13 protein-coding genes are annotated in these 18,370 nt (G+C 72.2%); 10 read left to right on the forward strand and 3 right to left on the reverse strand.

Annotated features, from left to right (window positions below; all coding sequences use genetic code 11):
* Nucleotides 1-66 precede the first annotated feature (66 nt).
* The 5 genes from ACTMS0_RS02750 to ACTMS0_RS02770 all read left to right on the forward strand — a co-directional run bounded on the left by ACTMS0_RS02750 (nucleotide 67) and on the right by ACTMS0_RS02770 (nucleotide 4,498).
* On the forward strand, nucleotides 67-426 hold the full coding sequence (locus tag ACTMS0_RS02750; protein ID WP_441153473.1) for a tyrosine-type recombinase/integrase: 360 nt from the start codon (nucleotides 67-69) through the stop codon (nucleotides 424-426).
* Between the two features lie 353 nt (nucleotides 427-779).
* The gene (locus tag ACTMS0_RS02755; protein ID WP_167999634.1) at nucleotides 780-1,583 is read left to right on the forward strand and encodes an HAD family hydrolase; all 804 of its coding nucleotides are present in this window, start codon (nucleotides 780-782) and stop codon (nucleotides 1,581-1,583) included.
* 142 nt (nucleotides 1,584-1,725) lie between these two features.
* Complete coding sequence (locus ACTMS0_RS02760) at nucleotides 1,726-2,631, forward strand: hypothetical protein (protein WP_441153474.1); 906 nt, start codon at nucleotides 1,726-1,728, stop codon at nucleotides 2,629-2,631.
* Nucleotides 2,628-3,974, forward strand: coding sequence for a methyltransferase (locus ACTMS0_RS02765; RefSeq protein ID WP_441153475.1), 1,347 nt, complete (start codon nucleotides 2,628-2,630; stop codon nucleotides 3,972-3,974). Before ACTMS0_RS02760 ends, ACTMS0_RS02765 begins: the two co-directional genes overlap by 4 nt.
* Nucleotides 3,869-4,498 carry a TetR/AcrR family transcriptional regulator gene (locus ACTMS0_RS02770; RefSeq protein WP_441153476.1) on the forward strand — a complete coding sequence of 210 codons (630 nt, stop codon included), beginning with the start codon at nucleotides 3,869-3,871 and terminating at the stop codon, nucleotides 4,496-4,498. Before ACTMS0_RS02765 ends, ACTMS0_RS02770 begins: the two co-directional genes overlap by 106 nt.
* Here ACTMS0_RS02770 and ACTMS0_RS02775 read toward each other — a convergent pair.
* The gene (locus ACTMS0_RS02775; protein ID WP_441153477.1) at nucleotides 4,495-5,241 is read right to left on the reverse strand and encodes an oxidoreductase; all 747 of its coding nucleotides are present in this window, start codon (nucleotides 5,239-5,241) and stop codon (nucleotides 4,495-4,497) included. The two genes, ACTMS0_RS02770 and ACTMS0_RS02775, sit on opposite strands and share 4 nt — an antisense overlap.
* Nucleotides 5,242-5,516: 275 nt before the next feature.
* Here ACTMS0_RS02775 and acs point away from each other — a divergent pair, with 275 nt between their 5' ends.
* The 5 genes from acs to ACTMS0_RS02800 all read left to right on the forward strand — a co-directional run bounded on the left by acs (nucleotide 5,517) and on the right by ACTMS0_RS02800 (nucleotide 15,065).
* Nucleotides 5,517-7,505: an acetate--CoA ligase gene (gene acs, locus ACTMS0_RS02780; protein ID WP_441153478.1), complete on the forward strand. Its 1,989-nt coding sequence runs from the start codon at nucleotides 5,517-5,519 to the stop codon at nucleotides 7,503-7,505.
* A 269-nt stretch (nucleotides 7,506-7,774) separates the two neighbouring features.
* Nucleotides 7,775-10,561 carry an immune inhibitor A domain-containing protein gene (locus ACTMS0_RS02785; RefSeq protein ID WP_441153479.1) on the forward strand — a complete coding sequence of 929 codons (2,787 nt, stop codon included), beginning with the start codon at nucleotides 7,775-7,777 and terminating at the stop codon, nucleotides 10,559-10,561.
* A gap of 439 nt (nucleotides 10,562-11,000) precedes the next feature.
* Nucleotides 11,001-13,460 carry an immune inhibitor A domain-containing protein gene (locus tag ACTMS0_RS02790; protein WP_441153992.1) on the forward strand — a complete coding sequence of 820 codons (2,460 nt, stop codon included), beginning with the start codon at nucleotides 11,001-11,003 and terminating at the stop codon, nucleotides 13,458-13,460.
* 119 nt (nucleotides 13,461-13,579) lie between these two features.
* On the forward strand, nucleotides 13,580-14,017 hold the full coding sequence (locus tag ACTMS0_RS02795; RefSeq protein WP_441153480.1) for a hypothetical protein: 438 nt from the start codon (nucleotides 13,580-13,582) through the stop codon (nucleotides 14,015-14,017).
* Between the two features lie 115 nt (nucleotides 14,018-14,132).
* A complete protein-coding gene (locus ACTMS0_RS02800; RefSeq protein WP_441153481.1) occupies nucleotides 14,133-15,065 on the forward strand; it encodes an alpha/beta fold hydrolase in 933 nt (310 codons plus the stop codon).
* Nucleotides 15,066-15,073: 8 nt separating this feature from the next.
* Here the strand turns inward: ACTMS0_RS02800 and ACTMS0_RS02805 are convergent, their stop codons facing one another.
* Nucleotides 15,074-15,439, reverse strand: a complete 366-nt coding sequence (locus ACTMS0_RS02805) for a hypothetical protein (RefSeq protein ID WP_441153482.1) — start codon at nucleotides 15,437-15,439, stop codon at nucleotides 15,074-15,076.
* A complete protein-coding gene (locus ACTMS0_RS02810) occupies nucleotides 15,436-18,222 on the reverse strand; it encodes an SseB family protein (RefSeq protein WP_441153483.1) in 2,787 nt (928 codons plus the stop codon). The genes ACTMS0_RS02805 and ACTMS0_RS02810 overlap by 4 nt, the downstream gene beginning before the upstream one ends.
* Nucleotides 18,223-18,370 lie beyond the last annotated feature (148 nt).

Below are 18,370 nucleotides of genomic sequence, written 5' to 3' on the forward strand. Positions count from 1 at the left end.
CGTCTTGAGACCCAGCACGGCCGGCAGTCCGGCTGGTCGAACATGTGCTCGATTAGGGTGCTGGGCGTGGACGTACGCGGCGCGGTCTGGCCTGATCGGGAGGGCGTGGAGTGGTCGGCGGAGTTCACCACCGAGCGGGAGGCGGTCGCCTGTGTGGCCGCCAAGGCTGCCGGCGGGATGCGCTTCCACGATCTGCGACACGCCTACGCCACCTGGCTGGTCACCGACGGCGTCCCGATCAACCTGGTGCAGCGGGTCATGGGCCACGAGCAGGCGTCGACGACGCTGAACCGTTATACGCACACTCCAGCCGACTATGCCTCTCGGATCTTGGACGCCTTCACGCTGCCTGCTGACGATCTGCTGACTCCAGCCGAGGAAACGCCGTCAGAGAGCGCCCTCGATGACGATGGGGAGGGACTGTGACCTGGGGCGGAGCAAAACCCGGGAAAGGGACGACCCCCGTCGGGGGGAGACGGGGGTCGTCGGAGGTTCGGCTCCGGGGGGGTCGAGCCGAACCCACTCAGCGGTCACGGGGGGTGCAACCGCCGAGGGTCTGTTGGTTGTCCGAGACATGAACGCTCGTCGTGCCGACAGTCTGCCTGAGCGAACCTGGCTACGTCGAGTGGTGTAGCCTCCACTCCCTGCGAATTCCTGTTCGCTGAGTGTGATCGCGGTCACGCACAGCCAACGTGACGTCGCCTGGTCCGCAGGTCCGGGGGATCGGCGACCCCCCGGGCACCCGCAGACCATAGACCATCGGGCTAGACTTTCGCGCCGTGGGCCGAAGCGCCGCTTTCTTCGATCTGGACAAGACCGTCATCGCCAAGTCGAGTGCCCTGGCGTTCGGTCGGCCGTTCTACCGGGACGGTCTGATCACTCGGCGTGACGTCGTCAAGTCGGCGTACGCGCAGCTGATGTTCCGGCTGGGCGGCACCGACGAGCAGACCATGGCCCGGACCCGCGACTACCTCGCCACGCTCTGTAAGGGCTGGCCGGTGGAACAGGTCCGCCAGATCGTCGCGGAGACGCTCCACGAGCTGATCAACCCCTACGTGTACGCGGAAGCCGCCGCCCTGATCGAGGAGCACCAGGCGGCGGGGCGGGACGTCGTCCTGGTCTCCGCCTCGGGTGAGGAGATGGTCCGGCCGATCGGCGCGCTGCTCGGCGTCACCGACGTGATCGCCACGCGGATGGGCGTGGTCGACGGTCGCTACAGCGGGGTGGTCGAGTTCTACGCGGCCGGCCCGAGCAAGGTCGACGCGGTCGGTGAGCTGGCACTCAAGCGGGGGTACGACCTCGCCGACTCGTACGCGTACTCGGATTCGTACAGCGACCGGCCGCTGCTGGAGTGCGTGGGGCACCCGACCGCGGTGAACCCCGACCGCCAGCTGCGGAAACTCGCACTGGAGAACTCCTGGCCGGTGCTGGAGTTCCGGCATCCGGTCCCGCTGGGCCGGCGACTGCGCGAGCGCCCGGCCGTCCCGGTGGCGGCCGCCGCCCTCGGCGTCGGCGTGGGTGTGGCCATCGGCATCGCCTGGTACGGCCGGCACCGCCGTACCCGCACCGCCCCCGCCGCCTGACCGACCGCGCACCCGGCACGTCGCCCCCTCATCCCCGCCGCCGCATCGGCACGTCACCACTCACGACCCGCGTCTTGAGCGTCTGCTCAAATCAGCCTACCCTCCACTTGAGCGATCGCTCAAGAACCGACGGGGAGGGACGATGTCCGACGCGTACGAGCCGGAACCGGCGCCGAGACGCACCTGGGCCAACTGGACGCTCGCCGGCCTCATCACGGCGTTCGGCGTGGTCGCCTTCGCGGTCGCCGTGGCCCAGGGGCGGGCCGACAGCGCCCTGCTCTTCGTGGCGCTGCCGGTCCTGCTGGCCGCGGCCCTCGCCCTGACGCCGGGGCGGACCACGCACGGCCGGGTCTTCGTGGTCACCACGATCGCCCTGCTGCTGGCGGCGGTGGCGCTGCACGAGGGAGCGATCTGTGTCGTCCTCGCCGCCCCGCTGGTGTACGCCGTGGCGCACGGCACCACCGCCCTGATCCGGTTGGCCCGCCGCGGCGCGTCCCGGGCGTACGCGCTGGTCGCCGTGCCGCTGCTGCTCACGTCCGGCCTGGAGGGCAGCGGCCTCGCCCCACGGGTCGCGCCGGAGCAGTCGGTCGAGGTGCGCCGCGTGGTGACGCTCCCCGCGCACCTCGTCGACGATCGCCTGGCGGCCGGCCCCCGCCCGATGCCGGTCCGGTCGGTGCCGCTGCGCCTGCTCGGGGTGCCCCTCCCGACCCGGGTCACCGGCGACGGCCTCGCCCCGGGCGACCGCTGGATGTTCGCCTACCACGGCAGCTCGCACGGCCCCGGCGGACATCTGCTCACCGAGGTGACGACGGTCGAACCGGGTCGGGTCGGCTTCCGGTTCGTCGAGGACACCGCGATCACCGGCCGTTGGGTGACCTTCCGGCACGCGGAGGTGAGCTGGCACGCGGTGGACGGGGAACACACCGCGGTGCGCGTACGGGTCGCGTACGAGCGGGGACTCGATCCCGCCTGGTACTTCGGGCCACTTCAGGACGCCCTGCTCCATGAGGGCATGGGGTACCTGCTCGACACGCTCGTCCTCCGGTGACCGCCGCGCGGTGGCTCGCTCTCGGCGTACCCCTGCTGGCGGTCCTCGCCGCGGCACGGCTGGAGCGCGCCCGGCGGGCCCGGGCGGCGGCCCTGCTCGCGTTCGTGGCCGCCGCGTTGGGTGTCGCGGCCCTCCACGAGGTGGCGCGCCGGGCCGGGTGGTACACGTTCGCGCCGGTGGACGGCGCCTACCGGGGTCTGCCGGTCGACCTGTGGCTCGGCTGGGCCGCGCTCTGGGGCCCGGTGCCAGTGCTGCTGCGCCGGTTCCTGCCCCTGCCCGTCGCGCTGGGACTGCTGCTCTGGCTCGACGCGGTGGCCATGCCGGCGCTGCACCCGCTGGTGTCCCTGAATCCGGCCTGGCTGGTGGGCGAGGTCGTGGGGTTGGCCGCGGTCGCCCTCCCCGCCCAGCTGCTCGGCCGGTGGAGTGCGGACGGGCGGCACCTGCGGGCACGGGTGCTGCTCCAGGTCACCGTGTTCGCCATGCTGGTGCTGTGGTTCCTGCCGAGCCTCGCCTTCGAGCTGGGTGACGGCTCGTGGGCCCGGCTCACCGGGCTGCCCCGGGCGCACCTCCTGGTGCTGGCCCAGGTCGCGCTGCTGGTGGCGACGCCGGCGCTCGTCGCGGTGCGCGAGTTCGCCGTACGTGGCCGCGGCACCCCGTACCCGTGGGATCCGCCGGCCCGGCTGGTCACCACCGGGCCGTACGCGTACCTCGCCAATCCGATGCAGCTGAGCGCCACCGCCCTGCTGCTGGTCACCGCCGCGGCCGCGCGGAGCCTGGTCCTGCTCGTCGTGGCCGGCACCGCCGTGGCGTTCAGCGCGGCCGTCGCCCGGCCGCATGAGGAGCACGACCTGGCCCACCGGCACGGGGCCGCGTGGCGGGCGTGGCGGCGGTCGGTCCGCGACTGGTGGCCACGCTGGCGGCCGTACGCCTCGGGAGAGCCCGCGGTGCTGCGGCTGGACGCCGACTGCGGGCCCTGCGGGGCGGTCTGGCGGTTCCTGGCGCGGCGGGACCCGGTGAACCTGACGATCGCGCCCGCCGACGGTCAGGTGCGAGCGGAGTACGCGGGCGGCGACGGCCACACGGAACGGGGGGTGGCCGCCGTCGCCCGCGGGCTCGAACACCTCACCCTGGGCTGGGCCTGGGTGGGCTGGAGCCTGCGGCTGCCCGGGGTGACCTGGCTGGCCCAGCTCGTGACCGATGCGATGATCGCACCGCCACACCCGGCGGGAGGGGACCGATGTCCGACACCAAGCGACGCCTGCTCGACGGCACACTCGACGCGATCCGGCAGCACGGCATCGCCGGCGTCTCGGCCCGCACCATCGCCGCCGCCGCCGGGGTGAACCAGGCGCTGGTCTTCTACCACTTCGGGACGGTCGACGAGCTGCTGACGGCGGCGTGCCGTACGGGCACGGCCGAGCGGGTCGCCCACTGGTCGACCCGTCTGGGCGGCGTCCGGTCGCTGCGCGAACTCCTCGACGTCGGTCGCGCGCTCCACGAGGAGGAGCGCGTGCTGGGCAACGTGTCGGTCCTGGCGCAGATGCTGGCGGGCGCGCAGACCGACGAACGCCTCGCCGCCCCCACCGGCGAGGCGTTGCAGCTCTGGGTGGACGAGATCGAGTCGGTGCTGCGGCGGCTGCTGGCCGGGTCCCCGTTCGCCGAGGTCGCCGACATCGCGGGGCTCGCCCGGGCGGTGTCGTCCGCGTTCATCGGCCTGGAGCTGTACGACGGGGTCGACCGGCCCGGCGCGGAACGCGCAATGGCGGCGCTGGACCAGCTCGCCGTGCTGATCGAGATCGTGGACGACCTCGGCCCGATCGCCCGGCGCGCCCTCCAGAGCAAGATCAGCAGAGCGACCCGGCGTTAGGCCGCGGCGAGCACCTCGTCGCCGATCTCGGTGAGCTGGTCGGCCCCGACCTCGACGGCGCTCATGTAGTGCCGGAGCCACGACCGCAGTCCGTCCGGCGTGCCGGTGGCGAAGGCACCGGCCGAGCCGACGTACTCCGGCTCCCGCTCCCGGTGGCCCACGTCGACGGCGAGCAGGCCACGCGGGTCGAAGCCGCTGGACAGCAGCACCAGCCGGGCGGCGCCGCGGGCGACCACCCCGGACGGCCCGGCGAACGGCCGCAGGTTCAGCAGTTCGCCGTGGACCACGGCCGCGAGCACCAGCGGGGGCACCTTCGTGCCGCCGGCGACGAGGCCGGCCAGCGCGTCCAGGCGAGCGGCCACCACCGGGTCGTTCACCGGCCGGCCCAGGTCCGCCTCGGCCACCACGTCCCGCGCGGCGAGGACGTGCAGCTTCGCGAGGGCCTGGCGGGGCGCCTTCGGCCACAGGTCGGTCAGCCCGGGCAGCGCCCCGGCGACCCGCAGCGCGCCCTGGAGGACCGGCTCGGTGACCGTTCCGGCGCGGACCTCCTCGCGCTCGTGGGCGTACCCCTCCAGGGCGGCGCTGGCCACCGCGGACCGCAGGCTGACCTCGGCCGCGACCTGGCCGCCGTGCCGGCGCAGCGCGCGGTGCCGGAGCGCCTGGTCGAAGCGCTCGCGGGCCCGCTCCACAGCGGGGGCGACGTCGGCGAGCGCGAGCAGCGGGGCGAGCGGGTCGTCGGTCACCCCGTCACGCTATCCACCGCCCGGTACGCCCCGCCGCTAAGGCGCCCGGAACGCGACCGCCGCCACTCGGCCGCGCCGTCCCTCGAGTGTTAACAAGGGACCCTTCCCCTACCGCATGCGTTAAGAAGGGTCCCTTCCTTGCACCGCCACCGCCGGGCGCGTCTCAGGGGCCGCTCGGCGCGGCGCTTCGCCGTCGGTGGTCGCCTGCGAACCGTCTCCCGGCTAACCTCTGCACCGAGAGACGCGGGTCACCCCGAGCGACGAGGGAGTACGGCATGAGCGAGGCATTGGCCAATCTGCTGAACGAGACACGCCAGTTCCCGCCGCCGGCCGAACTCGCCGCGCACGCCAACGTCACCGCCGAGGCGTACGGCGAGGCGAACGCCGACCGGCTGGCCTTCTGGGCGGAGCAGGCGGACCGGCTCACCTGGGCGAAGCGCTGGGACGAGGTGCTCGACTGGTCGAAGCCGCCGTTCGTCAAGTGGTTCGTCGGCGGGCAGCTCAACGTGGCGTACAACTGCCTCGACCGGCACGTCGAGGCCGGGCGGGGCGACAAGGTCGCCATCCACTGGGAGGGCGAGCCGGGCGACACCCGCACCATCACGTACGCCGAGCTGCACAAACTGACCTGCCAGGCGGCGAACGCGCTGACCGACCTGGGGGTGACCGCGGGTGACCGGGTGGCGATCTACCTGCCGATGATCCCGGAGGCGGCCGTCGCCATGCTGGCCTGCGCCCGGATCGGCGCCACGCACAGCGTGGTCTTCGGCGGCTTCTCCGCCGACGCGCTCACCAACCGGATCCAGGATGCCAGCGCGAAGGTGGTGATCACCGCCGACGGCGGCTACCGCCGCGGGAAGCCCTCCGCGCTCAAGCCCACGGTCGACGAGTCGGTGGCGAAGTGCCCGTCGGTGGAGCACGTGCTGGTGGTCCGCCGCACCGGCGAGGAGGTCGCCTGGTCGGAGAAGGACCACTGGTGGCACGAGACCGTGGAGACCGCGTCGACCGAGCACGAGGCGGCGGCGTTCGACGCCGAGCACCCGCTGTTCATCCTCTACACCAGCGGCACCACCGCCCGGCCCAAGGGCATCCTGCACACCACCGGCGGCTACCTGACCCAGACGTCGTACACCACGCACGCCGTGTTCGACCTGAAGCCGGAGACCGACGTCTACTGGTGCACCGCCGACATCGGCTGGGTGACCGGCCACTCGTACATCGTGTACGGTCCGCTCTCCAACGGCGCCACCCAGGTGATGTACGAGGGCACCCCGGACACCCCGCACAAGGGCCGCTTCTGGGAGATCGTCGACAAGTACCGGGTGACGATCCTGTACACCGCGCCCACGCTGATCCGCACGATGATGAAGTGGGGCGAGGACATCCCCGCCGGCTTCGAGCTCACGTCGCTGCGGCTGCTGGGCAGCGTCGGCGAGCCGATCAACCCCGAGGCGTGGATGTGGTACAGGCAGCACGTCGGCCGCGGCGAGCTGCCCATCGTGGACACCTGGTGGCAGACGGAGACCGGCGCCATCATGATCTCCCCGCTGCCCGGCGTGACCGCGGCCAAGCCGGGTTCGGCGATGACCCCGCTTCCGGGGATCAGCGCGGACGTCGTCGACGACCAGGGCCAGTCGGTGGCGAACGGTGGCGGCGGCTACCTGGTGCTCACCGAGCCGTGGCCGTCGATGCTCCGCACGATCTGGGGTGACGACAACCGCTTCCTCGAGACGTACTGGTCGCGCTTCGGCGCCGGCGCCAACACCGGCGACGACTGGGTCTACTTTGCCGGCGACGGCGCGAAGAAGGACGACGACGGGCACATCTGGCTGCTCGGCCGGGTCGACGACGTGATGCTGGTGTCCGGGCACAACATCTCCACCACCGAGGTGGAGTCGGCGCTCGTGTCGCACCCGTCGGTGGCCGAGGCGGCGGTCGTCGGCGCGACCGACCCGACCACCGGGCAGGCGATCGTCGCGTTCGCCATCCCGCGGGGCAACACCGAGACCACGGGTGAGGCGGGCGAGAAGCTCATCGCCGACCTGCGCAACCACGTGGCCCGTACGCTCGGGCCGATCGCCAAGCCGCGGCAGATCATGCTGGTTCCGGAGCTGCCGAAGACCCGCTCGGGCAAGATCATGCGGCGGCTGCTGCGCGACGTGGCGGAGCACCGGTCGCTGGGCGACGTGACGACGCTCCAGGACTCGTCCGTGATGGACCTGATCTCCACCGGCATGGGCGGCGGCAAGTCCGACGAGGACTGACGACAGGCGCACCCGGGTGGGGTGGCGGTCCGCACGGACCGTCACCCCACCGCCGTTTCTGACGTCCTCGGTCGGGGCGTACCGACAACTGTCACATCGGTCGGTTGGGGGAGGCGGGAGAAGCTGAACGGACACAGGCAGGCCCCAGCCTTGTCGTTCGACATGTTTCTGATTTAGGTTCACGCAGGTCGGACCGGTTCGACGTTCATCACATCGATAAGCGGTGCCGGCCGGCTCCCTCCCTCCCCATGCCCGAGAAACGGAGCGGCATGAACAGAAATCCGCAACCTGGGTCGCGTCGACGCCTACTCGTCGCGCTGCCCGCCATCGCCCTCGCCGCCGCGTCACTGACCGTGACGGGCTCGTCGGCGTCGGCACAGTCCGGTCCGGCCCCGGCCACCATCGGGGCGGACGAGTTCTACATCAACTACGCCGAGCCGGCGGTGCAGCCGGACACCGACGGCCGCGAGGTCAAGGGCAAGGGTGGAGTCCACGCCCCCGCCGTCGACGAGGCGCGGGCGTACGACCGGAAGTTCGCCCGGGGCAACCCGGTCGCCGCGCGCCAGCTGGCGAAGACCGAGGCCGAGGCGATCAAGACGGGGAAGAACCCGCGGCAGATCAAGCAGGCCAAGGGTACGCAGACCGCCAAGCTGCTGACCCTGCTGGTGGAGTTCAACGAGAACGCCAACGACGACTTCACCGACGTGATGGTCCCCAAGACGGTCTTCGAGGACCGGAGCTGTGTCCTCGGCACCGTGCAGAACGGACCGCTGCACAACAACATCCCGAACCCGGCGAGCCTGCCGAAGCTGGACAACAACTCGATGTGGGTGCCGGACTTCTCGCCCACGCACTTCGACAAGATGCTCTACACGTCTGAGGGCATCACCGAGCGGGTCCGCACCGACCTGACCGGGCCGGACGGCAAGCCGGGCGTCAGCCTGGCCGGCCGCACGATGCGCAACATGTACCTGGAGATGTCCAAGGGCGCGTACACGGTCGACGGGCAGGCCAGCCCGTGGATCAAGGTGCCGCACTCGGAGGGCTGGTACGCGGCCTCCCGCTGCTTCAAGGACGAGAACGGCAACTGGGTCGCCGGGCGGCAGCAGTCGATGAACGGCCACCCGGACAACCCGCAGGGCGCCGGCCGCCTCGCCACCGACGCGATCGACGCGCTCGCGGCAATGGACCCGGACTTCCCGTGGGCCGACTACGACATCGAGGACCAGGGCGACCGCGACGGTGACGGCAACGTCCTCGAGCCGGACGGCGTGATCGACCACCTGGTGCTGGTGCACGCCGGCAAGGGCAAGTCGGCCGGCGGCGGCGCACAGGGCACCTACGCCGTCTGGGCGCACTCGTCGTCGATCGTCGGCGGCTACACGATTCCTGGCACCCAGCTCAAGGTGTCGAACTACATCGTGCAGCCGGAGGACGCCGGCGTCGGTGTGTTCGCCCACGAGTACGGCCACGACCTCGGCCTGCCGGACCTCTACGACACCTCCGGCAACGCCGACTCCGACGTCGACTTCTGGGACCTGATGGCCTCGGGTTCGCACTCGGGCGAGATCTTCCAGGCGCTGCCGACGCACATGGGCCTCTGGGACAAGTGGATCCTCGGCTGGGCCGACCCGCTGACCATCACCCCCGGGTCGGACGCGCGGGACGTGCAGCTGGGCCAGACCTCGCGGACGCCGGTGGGCACCAAGGACGGCATCAAGGTCAACCTGCCGAACAAGGTGATCACCCTCGCGACGCCGCACAGCGGCGCGAACATGTGGTACTCCGGCGCGGACCAGGACTGGGCCGACGTCAAGATCGCCCGCCAGGTGGCGGTGCCGGCGGCGGCCGACGCGAAGTTCTGGATGTGGAACAACTTCGTCATCGAGGCGGACTGGGACTTCGGCTTCGTCGAGGTCTCGACCGACGGCGGCACGACGTGGACCGAGCAGAAGGTCTACGACTCGACCGGCAAGCTGGTCACCACGGACGACGGCTACGCCGACCCGAACGGCCGGATGGTCGACTTCGGCAACAAGAAGTACGGGCTCACCGGTGACACCCACGGCTGGCGCCACGACTACGTCGACCTGTCGGCGTACGCCGGTCAGACCGTCCAGGTCCGGCTGCGGTACGCCACGGACGAGGCGTTCCTGGAGAAGGGCTGGTTCGCCGACGACTTCTCGGTGACCGGCGGCGGCGCCACCACGTGGAGCGACGACATCGAGAACGGGACGGCGGGCTGGACCGCGACCGGCGGCACCTTCGTCGACTCGACCGGCGCCGGCTGGCACATCGACGGCGGCACCTCGACCCAGGCGCACTACTACCTGGCCGAGTGGCGCAACTTCGACGGGTTCGACGAGGGCCTGAAGTACGGCTACGACACCGTCTACTCGCGCGACGCGTGGAAGGTCGACAAGATCTCCTACAACGCGCCGGGCATGCTGGTGTGGTACCGGGACACCACGATGGGCAACGACAACCACGTCACCGCACAGTCGACCGCGCTGCCGAGCTACGGCTCCAAGGGCGGCCTGCTGATCGTGGACTCGCACTTCGACCCGTACCGCCGCCAGGGTGAGGCGGCCGCCAAGGACCCGTCGACGCTGGACAACCTGCCCAGCCGCCCGCAGTCCGCGAACGCGGCCTTCTCGCTCAACCCCACGTACCCGTTCAAGGAGTGCCTGGAGGCGACGGGCGAGCCGTACAGCGAGTACTGCACGAGCTTCGGCGCCCAGCCGGCCGTCCCGGCGTTCACCGACGCCAAGGGCTGGTACCCGGGCATCGAGGTGCGCGGCTCGTCGCTGTTCGCCCGGGACGTCGACGCGTCGGTGGTCATCCCGTCGAAGGGCAACGTGCCCTACACGACCCGCGTCACCAACGCGGACGGCACCCCGGCCACCGGCCTGTACGGCACGAACCTCGGGTTCACCGTGCTGGGCTCGGGCAACCCGGGTGACGCGGGCGCCGCGTACGGCGTCTCGATCACGATCAAGCGGGCCGCGAAGGACAACTCGTACGCCACGGTGCACGTGACCCCCGCGACTCCCTGATCCACCACCGCCCCTCGGGGCGTGCGGCGGGGCCCGGACGGAGCAACTGCTCCGGACGGGCCCCGTCCGTGTGAAGGTGGCCGGCACCGGCACCCGGATCGAGATCCTGGAGCAGGGCACCAACCCGACCGACGACATGGTCGTGAAGGTCAGCAACTGACAATTCAGTTACCAGTGGGGCCGGTGGCGGAAACGCCACCGGCCCCCTGTCGTTCGACCGTCGGCGCAGGTCAGCACCCCTGAAGTAACGCCCGGGGATGTGACAGTGAAAAGCATTCCCAACAACTCATTGCAACAAAACACCGCGATCGTCTTCCCACGAGTCACACGACTGTCTATCTTCACCAGTGGTCCCACATGTGGATCACTCTTCACCGGCCCGTACCCCCGTTGGGCCGGTTTCTCTCACACCCGGAGGTACCACGTGCGCAAAGTCGCAGTGGGTCTGCTCGGGCTCTCGTTGACGGCGACGGGGCTGGCGGTCGGACCGTCCGCCATCGCGGCGCCGCAACCCAAGCTACCGACGCCCGCACCGTCGGTCGCTGAGCCCGCCCACACCGACCACGACCTGCCCAACCCGCTCGAGGAGAAGCGCCGCGCCCTGCGCCAGGAGGGCCTGAGCGAGGTCCTCTCCGGCAAGGCCAAGGCCCAGCGGATCAACGGCAGCACCGTCGTCAAGGTCGGTGAGACCGCCGCCGGCGCGCCCGGCGAGACCGGTGCGACCACCCGGTCGGCCCGCGGCAACGGCGGCAAGAAGGACCAGTACGTCGAGCTCTCCCGGGAGCGCAACGACCAGATCTTCGTGATCCTGGCCGAATTCGGCAACGAGCGTCACCCGGAATTCCCGGACAAGGACACCGACCCCGACTGGCCGGGTCCGGCGCGGTTCGACGGGCCGCTGCACAACCAGATCCCCGCGCCGAATCGCGCGGCGGACAACTCCACCGTATGGCAGGCGGACTTCAGCCCGGAGCACTTCCGCAAGCTCTACTTCGGCACCAAGCCGGGCGACGAGTCGCTGAAGCAGTACTACGAGGCCCAGTCGTCGGGTCGCTACAGCGTGGACGGCGTGGTCAGCAACTGGGTCAAGGTCAAGTACAACGAGGCCCGCTACGGCCGGTCGAACGACCCGGTGCCGGACCCGGAGCCGGGCGAGGAGCCGGGCGAGGGCGACGACTCCGCCGTCTGCTCCAGCAACGTCTGCCAGAACACGTGGGAGCTCGTCCGCGACGCCGCCAACCAGTGGGTCGCCGACCAGAAGACCCAGGGCCGCACCGACGCCCAGATCGCCGCGGACGTCAAGGCGATGGACAAGTGGGACCGGTACGACTTCGACGGCGACGGCGACTTCAACGAGTCCGACGGCTACATCGACCACTTCCAGATCGGCCACGCCGGCGGCGACATGGCCGACGGTGACCCGAACCAGGGTGAGGACGCGATCTGGAGCCACCGCTGGTACGCCTTCGCCACCGACCAGGGCTCGACCGGCCCGGCCAACTTCCCGGCCGGCGGCACCGAGATCGGCGACACCGGCGTGTGGATCGGTGACTACACCATCCAGCCGGAGAACGGCGGCCGCAGCGTCTTCTACCACGAGTACGGTCACGACCTCGGCCTGCCGGACGACTACAACGTCATCAACGGCGGCGACAACAACAACGAGCACTGGACCCTGATGGCCCAGAGCCGGCTCAGCGCCAAGAACGACGGCGGCATCGGCGAGCGCGGTGGCGACCTCGGCGCGTGGAACAAGCTCCAGCTCGGCTGGCTCGACTACGAGGTGATCGTGGCCGGGCAGAAGCGCACCATGACCCTCGGCCCGCAGGAGTACAACTCCGCCAAGCCGCAGGGCGCCGTGGTCGTGCTGCCGGAGCGCGAGTACACCTTCGACAACGGCAAGCCGTTCGAGGGCGCCAAGCAGTACTTCTCCGGCAACGCGGACGACCTTAACAACACGATGACCCGGACGATCGACCTGACCGGGAAGTCGTCGGCCGCGCTGTCGATGAAGGGCCGCTACAGCATCGAGCAGGGTTACGACTACCTCTACTTCGAGGGGTCGCTGGACGGCGGCAAGACCTGGTCGGCGCTGCCCGGCACGGTCGACGGCAAGCCGATCCCGCCGGTCTCCAAGGACAACCCGAAGCCGGCGCTCAGCGGCAGCAGCGACGGCAAGTGGGTGGACATCACCGTCCCGATGGACTTCGCGGCCGGCAAGGTCGCGCAGTTCCGCCTCCGCTACGCCACCGACGGCGGCGTGTCCGCGGGCGGCTTCTTCGGTGACGCGATCACCCTGACCGTCGACGGCCAGACCGTGCTCGCCGACGGCGCCGAGGCCGGTGCCGGCGACTGGGCCCTGACCGGCTGGGACATCGTCGAGGAGACCTACAAGCGGAAGTTCGCGAACTACTACATCGCGGGCCACCGCTCGTACGTCTCGTACGACAAGTACCTGAAGACCGGTCCGTACTTCTTCGGTTACGCGAACACCCGCCCGGACTGGGTCGACCACTACGCGTACCAGGAGGGTCTGCTCATCTCCTACTGGAACCTGCGGTGGGCGGACAACGACACGTTCGAGCACCCGGGTGAGGGTCGCAACCTGATCATCGACGCGCACCCGCGGCCGATCCACAACCTGACCGGCCAGCCGTGGCGGGCCCGCGTCCAGGTGTACGACGCGCCGTTCAGCCTCAAGAAGGCCGACTCGTTCACGCTGCACCTCAACAGCCAGCCGCAGTACGTGCGGGGCCAGGCCGCGGAGCCGCTGTTCGACGACACCAAGAAGTACTGGTACGAGGAGCTGCCGAACCACGGCGTCAAGCTCCCCGCGACCGGCATGAAGATCAAGGTTCTGGAGCAGAACGGCACCTCCGTCAAGGTCCGCTTCTTCTGAGCCACCGATCGACACCTCGCGATGCCCGGGCAGGTCACCTGCCCGGGCATCGCCCGTTCCGCCGGGCTGCCGGTCCGGGATTCCGGAACCGGAGCAGGGGCCCGCACGTCAGAGTCCTCGTGCCCGTCGTGAGCCGCGCCGGCCTGCCCGCCGCGAGCCTGGCCACCGCCCTCGCCGTGGTCGGGCTGTCGGTCGGCTGCACCGGAGCGGGGAAGGAAGCGCCCATGCCTGCCGAGCAGACCCCGTCGTCAGCCCGTTCCGATCCCTCGCTCTCGCCCACGACGCCGCCGACCATGGGGCGGCCGACCGCGCCCCCGAAACTGCCGACCGACCCGTACCGGGCCAACGTGCTCGTCGGCCGGATCACCCGGGGCGGCGACGGTCCCTGTTACGGCCTGACCACCGACGACGGCCGGGAGTACGCGCTGCATGGCGCGGGCATGGGAACCTTCGTGACCGGCACCTGGGTCCGGGTGACCATCGGCCCGTCCGCCCCGGGCGTCGACTGCGGGACGGGCGTCCCGGCCACCATCGTGAAGATCAGTCCGGTCGGCTGAGCGGCCGTCCGGAAACGCCGGAGCGAGGACTCCCGACAGCCGCTGCGGGAGCGATGCGGGCCACCCGACGGGTCGGCCGGACGGCCGGCCGGCACCGGGGCCCTAGGCTGTGCCCATGACCGAGCAGCGCGGCGGGCCCGTCGACGAGTCCTGCGTCCTCACCGAGGGGCCGTGGACGCACCGGTTCGTCGGTGCCAACGGCAGCCGGTTCCACGTCGTGGAGGCCGGCGCCGGCCCGATGGTGCTGTTCCTGCACGGCTTCCCGGAGCACTGGTGGGCCTGGCACGAGATGCTGCCGGCGGTCGCCGACGCCGGGTTCCGGGCCGTCGCGGTCGACCTGCGCGGCTACGGGGCGAGCGACAAGCCACCCCGGGGGTACGACGGGTACACGCTGGCCGCCGACGTCGCCGGGCTGATCCGGGCGCTGGGCGAGCGGTCGGCGACCGTGGTGGGCAGCGGTGCCGGTGGCCTGATCGCCTGGACGGTGGCGTCGTTCCACCCGTCCCTGGTCCGACGGCTGGTGGTGCTCGGTGCGCCGCACCCGCTGCGGCTGCGGGCCGCCATCTTCGCCGACCCGCGCGGCCAGTTCGCCGCCTCCACGCCGACGCTGAAGTTCCAGCTTCCCCGCTACGAACACATGCTGACCCGCGACGACGCGGCGGCGGTGGAGGAGATGCTGCGCCGCTGGGGCGGGCCCCGGTGGGTGAACGGTCCGGGCTTCCCCGCGTACGCCGCCCGGTGCCGGGAGGCGATGCGGATCCCGCAGGCCGCGTTCTGCGCCCTGGAGGGCTACCGCTGGGCGTTCCGGTCGGTGCTTCGCCTGCACGGGTACCGGTTCGTGCGGCTCATGCAGAAGCCCCTGGTCACCCCGACCCTCCAGCTGCACGGCGCCCTCGACAGCGCCGCCCTGCCCCGTACCGCCCAGGGCTCCGGCCGCTACGTCGTGGCCCCGTACGAGTGGCGGCTGCTCGACCACGTCGGGCACTTCCCGCACGTGGAGGCCCGGGACGTGGTGCTCGGCGAGATCCTGCGCTGGACGAAGTCGTAGGACCGGCCCTAGACCCGCTGCTCGTGCAGGTCACTGACCTCGGCGGCGGGCGCCCAGCCCTGGTAGACGCCGAAGTCGAACACCTCGAGGCCCATCGCCTGCGCGACCGGCCACCGCCCGCCCGTGTACTCCACGCGCAGCCAGCCGTCGTGCTCACCGAGCACGATGAACGGCTGCCCCTGCCACGTGCAGGTCGTGCGGACGTACGCCAGGTCCTCGACCTCGGCCGCCGGCACCACCCGCACGTACCGGCCGGGGCGTACCTCGGTGAAGCCCTCTCCCGGGCCGGGCTGGTAGAGCCGGACGTCGTCGCCGTCCGGGCTGGCCTGGTACTCGCGGCCCTGCCAGCGGGCCACGAACCCGTCGCGGGTCACGCGTCGCCCACCTCCCGCCACAGCAGCGCGTCGGCGTCCAGAGTGGCCACCACCCGCTCGGTGCCGTCCGCGCCGATCCGCCACAGCTGCGCGCCGTGCGGCAACCGGGCGCTGTCCACCTTGAACTCCGCCACCACGTCGCTGCTCTCCCCCGGTGCGAAGCCGTTGCCGCGGAACGGGGGCCGCTCGATGACCCAGCCCTCCATGGCCCGCATCGCGGTCTCGTTCTGGCCGCCGTACGGGATGCGGTAGAGACTCGGCCGGTACGCCGGCCAGCGCAACACGTAGATCTCCTCGGCGGCCCGGGCGAACGGCGAGTCGGGGTAGCCGAGGCCGAGCGCGTCGAACAGCTGCGCCGGGGTGGTCAGGTGGGCCAGCTCGCCCGCGCGGTGCACGAAGCCGGAGACCCGGTCGTAGCCCCGTTCCAGGTAGTACGCGAGCTGGCTCGGGGCGACGGCCTTCTGCATGACGACCGGCCGGGTCGGGTCCGGGGCGGGCGGGTCGTAGCGCGGCCGTTCGGCGGGGACCGCCGCGGCGGGTGGCGCCTCCGGCTCGGCGCCGGTGTCCGCGCCGAGGCCCACCTCCGCCGCCCAGTTGGCGAGCCCGATGATCTGCTCACCGGGCAGCTTCGCGCCGATCGGGCTGCCCGGGTTGACGGCGAAGGACCACGACTCGTCCGGCCAGCGGTGGATGAGCTGCACGAACCGCACCCGGACCGTCTCGACGGCGGCGTCGGTGTGCTCGGCGAGCCGCTCCGGGGACGTGTACACGACGACGAACGTCTCGCCGTCCAGCTCCTCCGTACGCCAGACGAACCCGGGCTCGCCGGGCCGGCTGCCGGGGGCCGAGTCGGGCGCCACCGGCAGCAGCACGCGGGCGAGCAGCAGCGTCGACAGGAACGTGTCGGTGCTCCCGGCGCCGGTCGCGTCGAGCAGGTCCTCCTCGACCGCGTTCGCGGGCGCGAAGTCCGCCGGGACGGGGACCGCCGGCCCGACCGGCCGGGGGGCTGCGTCCACCGGACCGGCGGTGGCCGGCGCGACCGGGGCATCCGCCGGCGCGCCGGCGAGGTCCGGGCCGGCGGTACCTGGTGCGCCGACGGGGTCCGGGACGGGTGTGCCCCCCGCGACGGTGGGATGCGCGGCGAATGTGCCCGCCGCGACGACGGGAGCCGGGTCGTCCACGACCGGGACGGCCACCAGCGCGTCCGGCGTCGGGCCCGCCTGCTCCGGCACGTGGGGCCGCGGAACCGGAATCGGAGCCGTGACCTCCTGGTCGTCCAGGGGGTGGAGGGTCGGCCCGGGCTGCGGGTGCTCGGCGTCCGGCCTGGTCGGCTCCCACCCGCCCGCCGTGCCGGGGGTATCCGCGACGGCGGGACGCTGCGGTAACGACTCGGCTGCGGGCGACGGCTCCACGCCCGGCCCCCGGTCGTCGAGCAGCGCGGCGGCGCCGGTTCCCACGGCCAGGGCCGGGTCGTTGCGCAGCCCGGTGGCACCGACCGGGTCGGCCGGCGGGACGGTGAGATCCCGCGACTCGATGATCGTGCCCTCGATGACGATCGGGGTGAAGCCCCGCCGGGGCGCCGGCGGCCCGGAGACCGGTTCGGCGATCGAGGCCGGTTCCGGATCCGGGGGCGGCGGCGTGGGGCGGCGCCGCGGCAGCGTCTGGGTGGCCTCCTCGTCCGCCGTGGGGCGGGCGTACGCCTGGAGGGTCGCCGGATCGGGCACCGGGAAGCGGACGGGCCGGGTCTCCTCCCCGGCGGCCCGCGGCTGCGGCGTCCGGGACGTCTCCCCGGCCGGGGCGAGGGCCGAGGGCGGGGCGTCCCGATCGGCACGGGTCGCGTCCCCGCCGGCGAACGCCTGCGTGGGGCTCTCGGACGTCGGGTCGGTGCGGGGCTGGCGGCGCGGGAAGGGCTGGGAGCCCCGGGCGAAGCGGGGCGGCGGGACGGCCCGCTCGTCACGGGTGGCGCGGCCGGACGCGGCTTCGAAGAACGATCGGCGATTCGGCCGCTCCGGCTCGCCGCCGGTGCGGCCGTTCGTCGGCGCGTCGGCGGGACGCCGGCCCGCACGGTCGCCCCCGGGATCCGGCGGCGCCGGCCACCGGGCGTCCGTCTCCCCGGCCGGCGTGGCGACCCGGCCGGCGTCCGCCAGCGGCCGCCGCAGGGCGGCGGCACGCAGCTCGGCCGGGCTCCGCAACGGTGTGCCGGGGGGCGGGACGGGCGCGGGAGCCGGTCGCAGGGGAACGGTGCCCTCGGGTGCCTGGCCGGCGCTGGGCTCGCGGCCCTGCGGGCCGGTGGTCGGCTGGTCCTCCCCGCCGCCCGGAGCGCTCTCCGCGGCCCGGACTCGAGCGAGCGTCTCAGCCCGCTCCAGGCGCGCCCGCGCCCCGATCGTGCGGCCGGGCAGGCGGACGTCACCGCGGGAGAGCTGGGCGACGTACCACGCGGGCAGGTACCCCTCGATGGGCAGGCCCGGGTTGACCGCGAGCCACCACTCGTGGTTCGGCCACTGGCTGGCCAGTTCGTCGTACGCGGCGCGCCGGCTCGCGCCGGCGTGCTCGCCCAGGCAGGCCCGCATCGCGGCGGCGGAGGTGAAGGCCAGCACGTGGGTGCGACCGCCGGTGGTCCACGTGCCCCAGTTCATCGGGGCCTGGCCGGCGAGCGCCTGCGCGGAGACCGGAAGGAACAGGTCCGTCCGGGACAGGATGCGGAAGTAGAGCTGCTGGTCGTTGGCGCGCAGCGCGTCGCGCAGCGCCGCTTCCGCCTCGGTGGCCGGCTCCCATTCGGTCACGGCCACCCCTCCTCCCGGCAACAGGTCACAGGTATCGCGTACAACCTACAAGGTCGTATCAAGATCACAATGGCTGGCCGCGCCAGGGCGACCGGTAACGGCGCATCGCGATAACATCGCGTTCCGGAGTCGACACGATACGGAGGCG

It is taken from the genome of Micromonospora sp. H33, assembly GCF_052068455.1.
Classification (GTDB): domain Bacteria; phylum Actinomycetota; class Actinomycetes; order Mycobacteriales; family Micromonosporaceae; genus Micromonospora.

Bases quoted from the DNA above. Each gene is read 5' to 3' on its own strand.
- ACTMS0_RS02785 (WP_441153479.1), top strand. From the start codon at position 7,775: ATGAACAGAAATCCGCAACCTGGGTCGCGTCGACGCCTACTCGTCGCG.
- ACTMS0_RS02760 (WP_441153474.1), top strand. From the start codon at position 1,726: ATGTCCGACGCGTACGAGCCGGAACCGGCGCCGAGACGCACCTGGGCC.
- acs (WP_441153478.1), top strand. From the start codon at position 5,517: ATGAGCGAGGCATTGGCCAATCTGCTGAACGAGACACGCCAGTTCCCG.
- ACTMS0_RS02770 (WP_441153476.1), top strand. From the start codon at position 3,869: ATGTCCGACACCAAGCGACGCCTGCTCGACGGCACACTCGACGCGATC.
- ACTMS0_RS02800 (WP_441153481.1), top strand. From the start codon at position 14,133: ATGACCGAGCAGCGCGGCGGGCCCGTCGACGAGTCCTGCGTCCTCACC.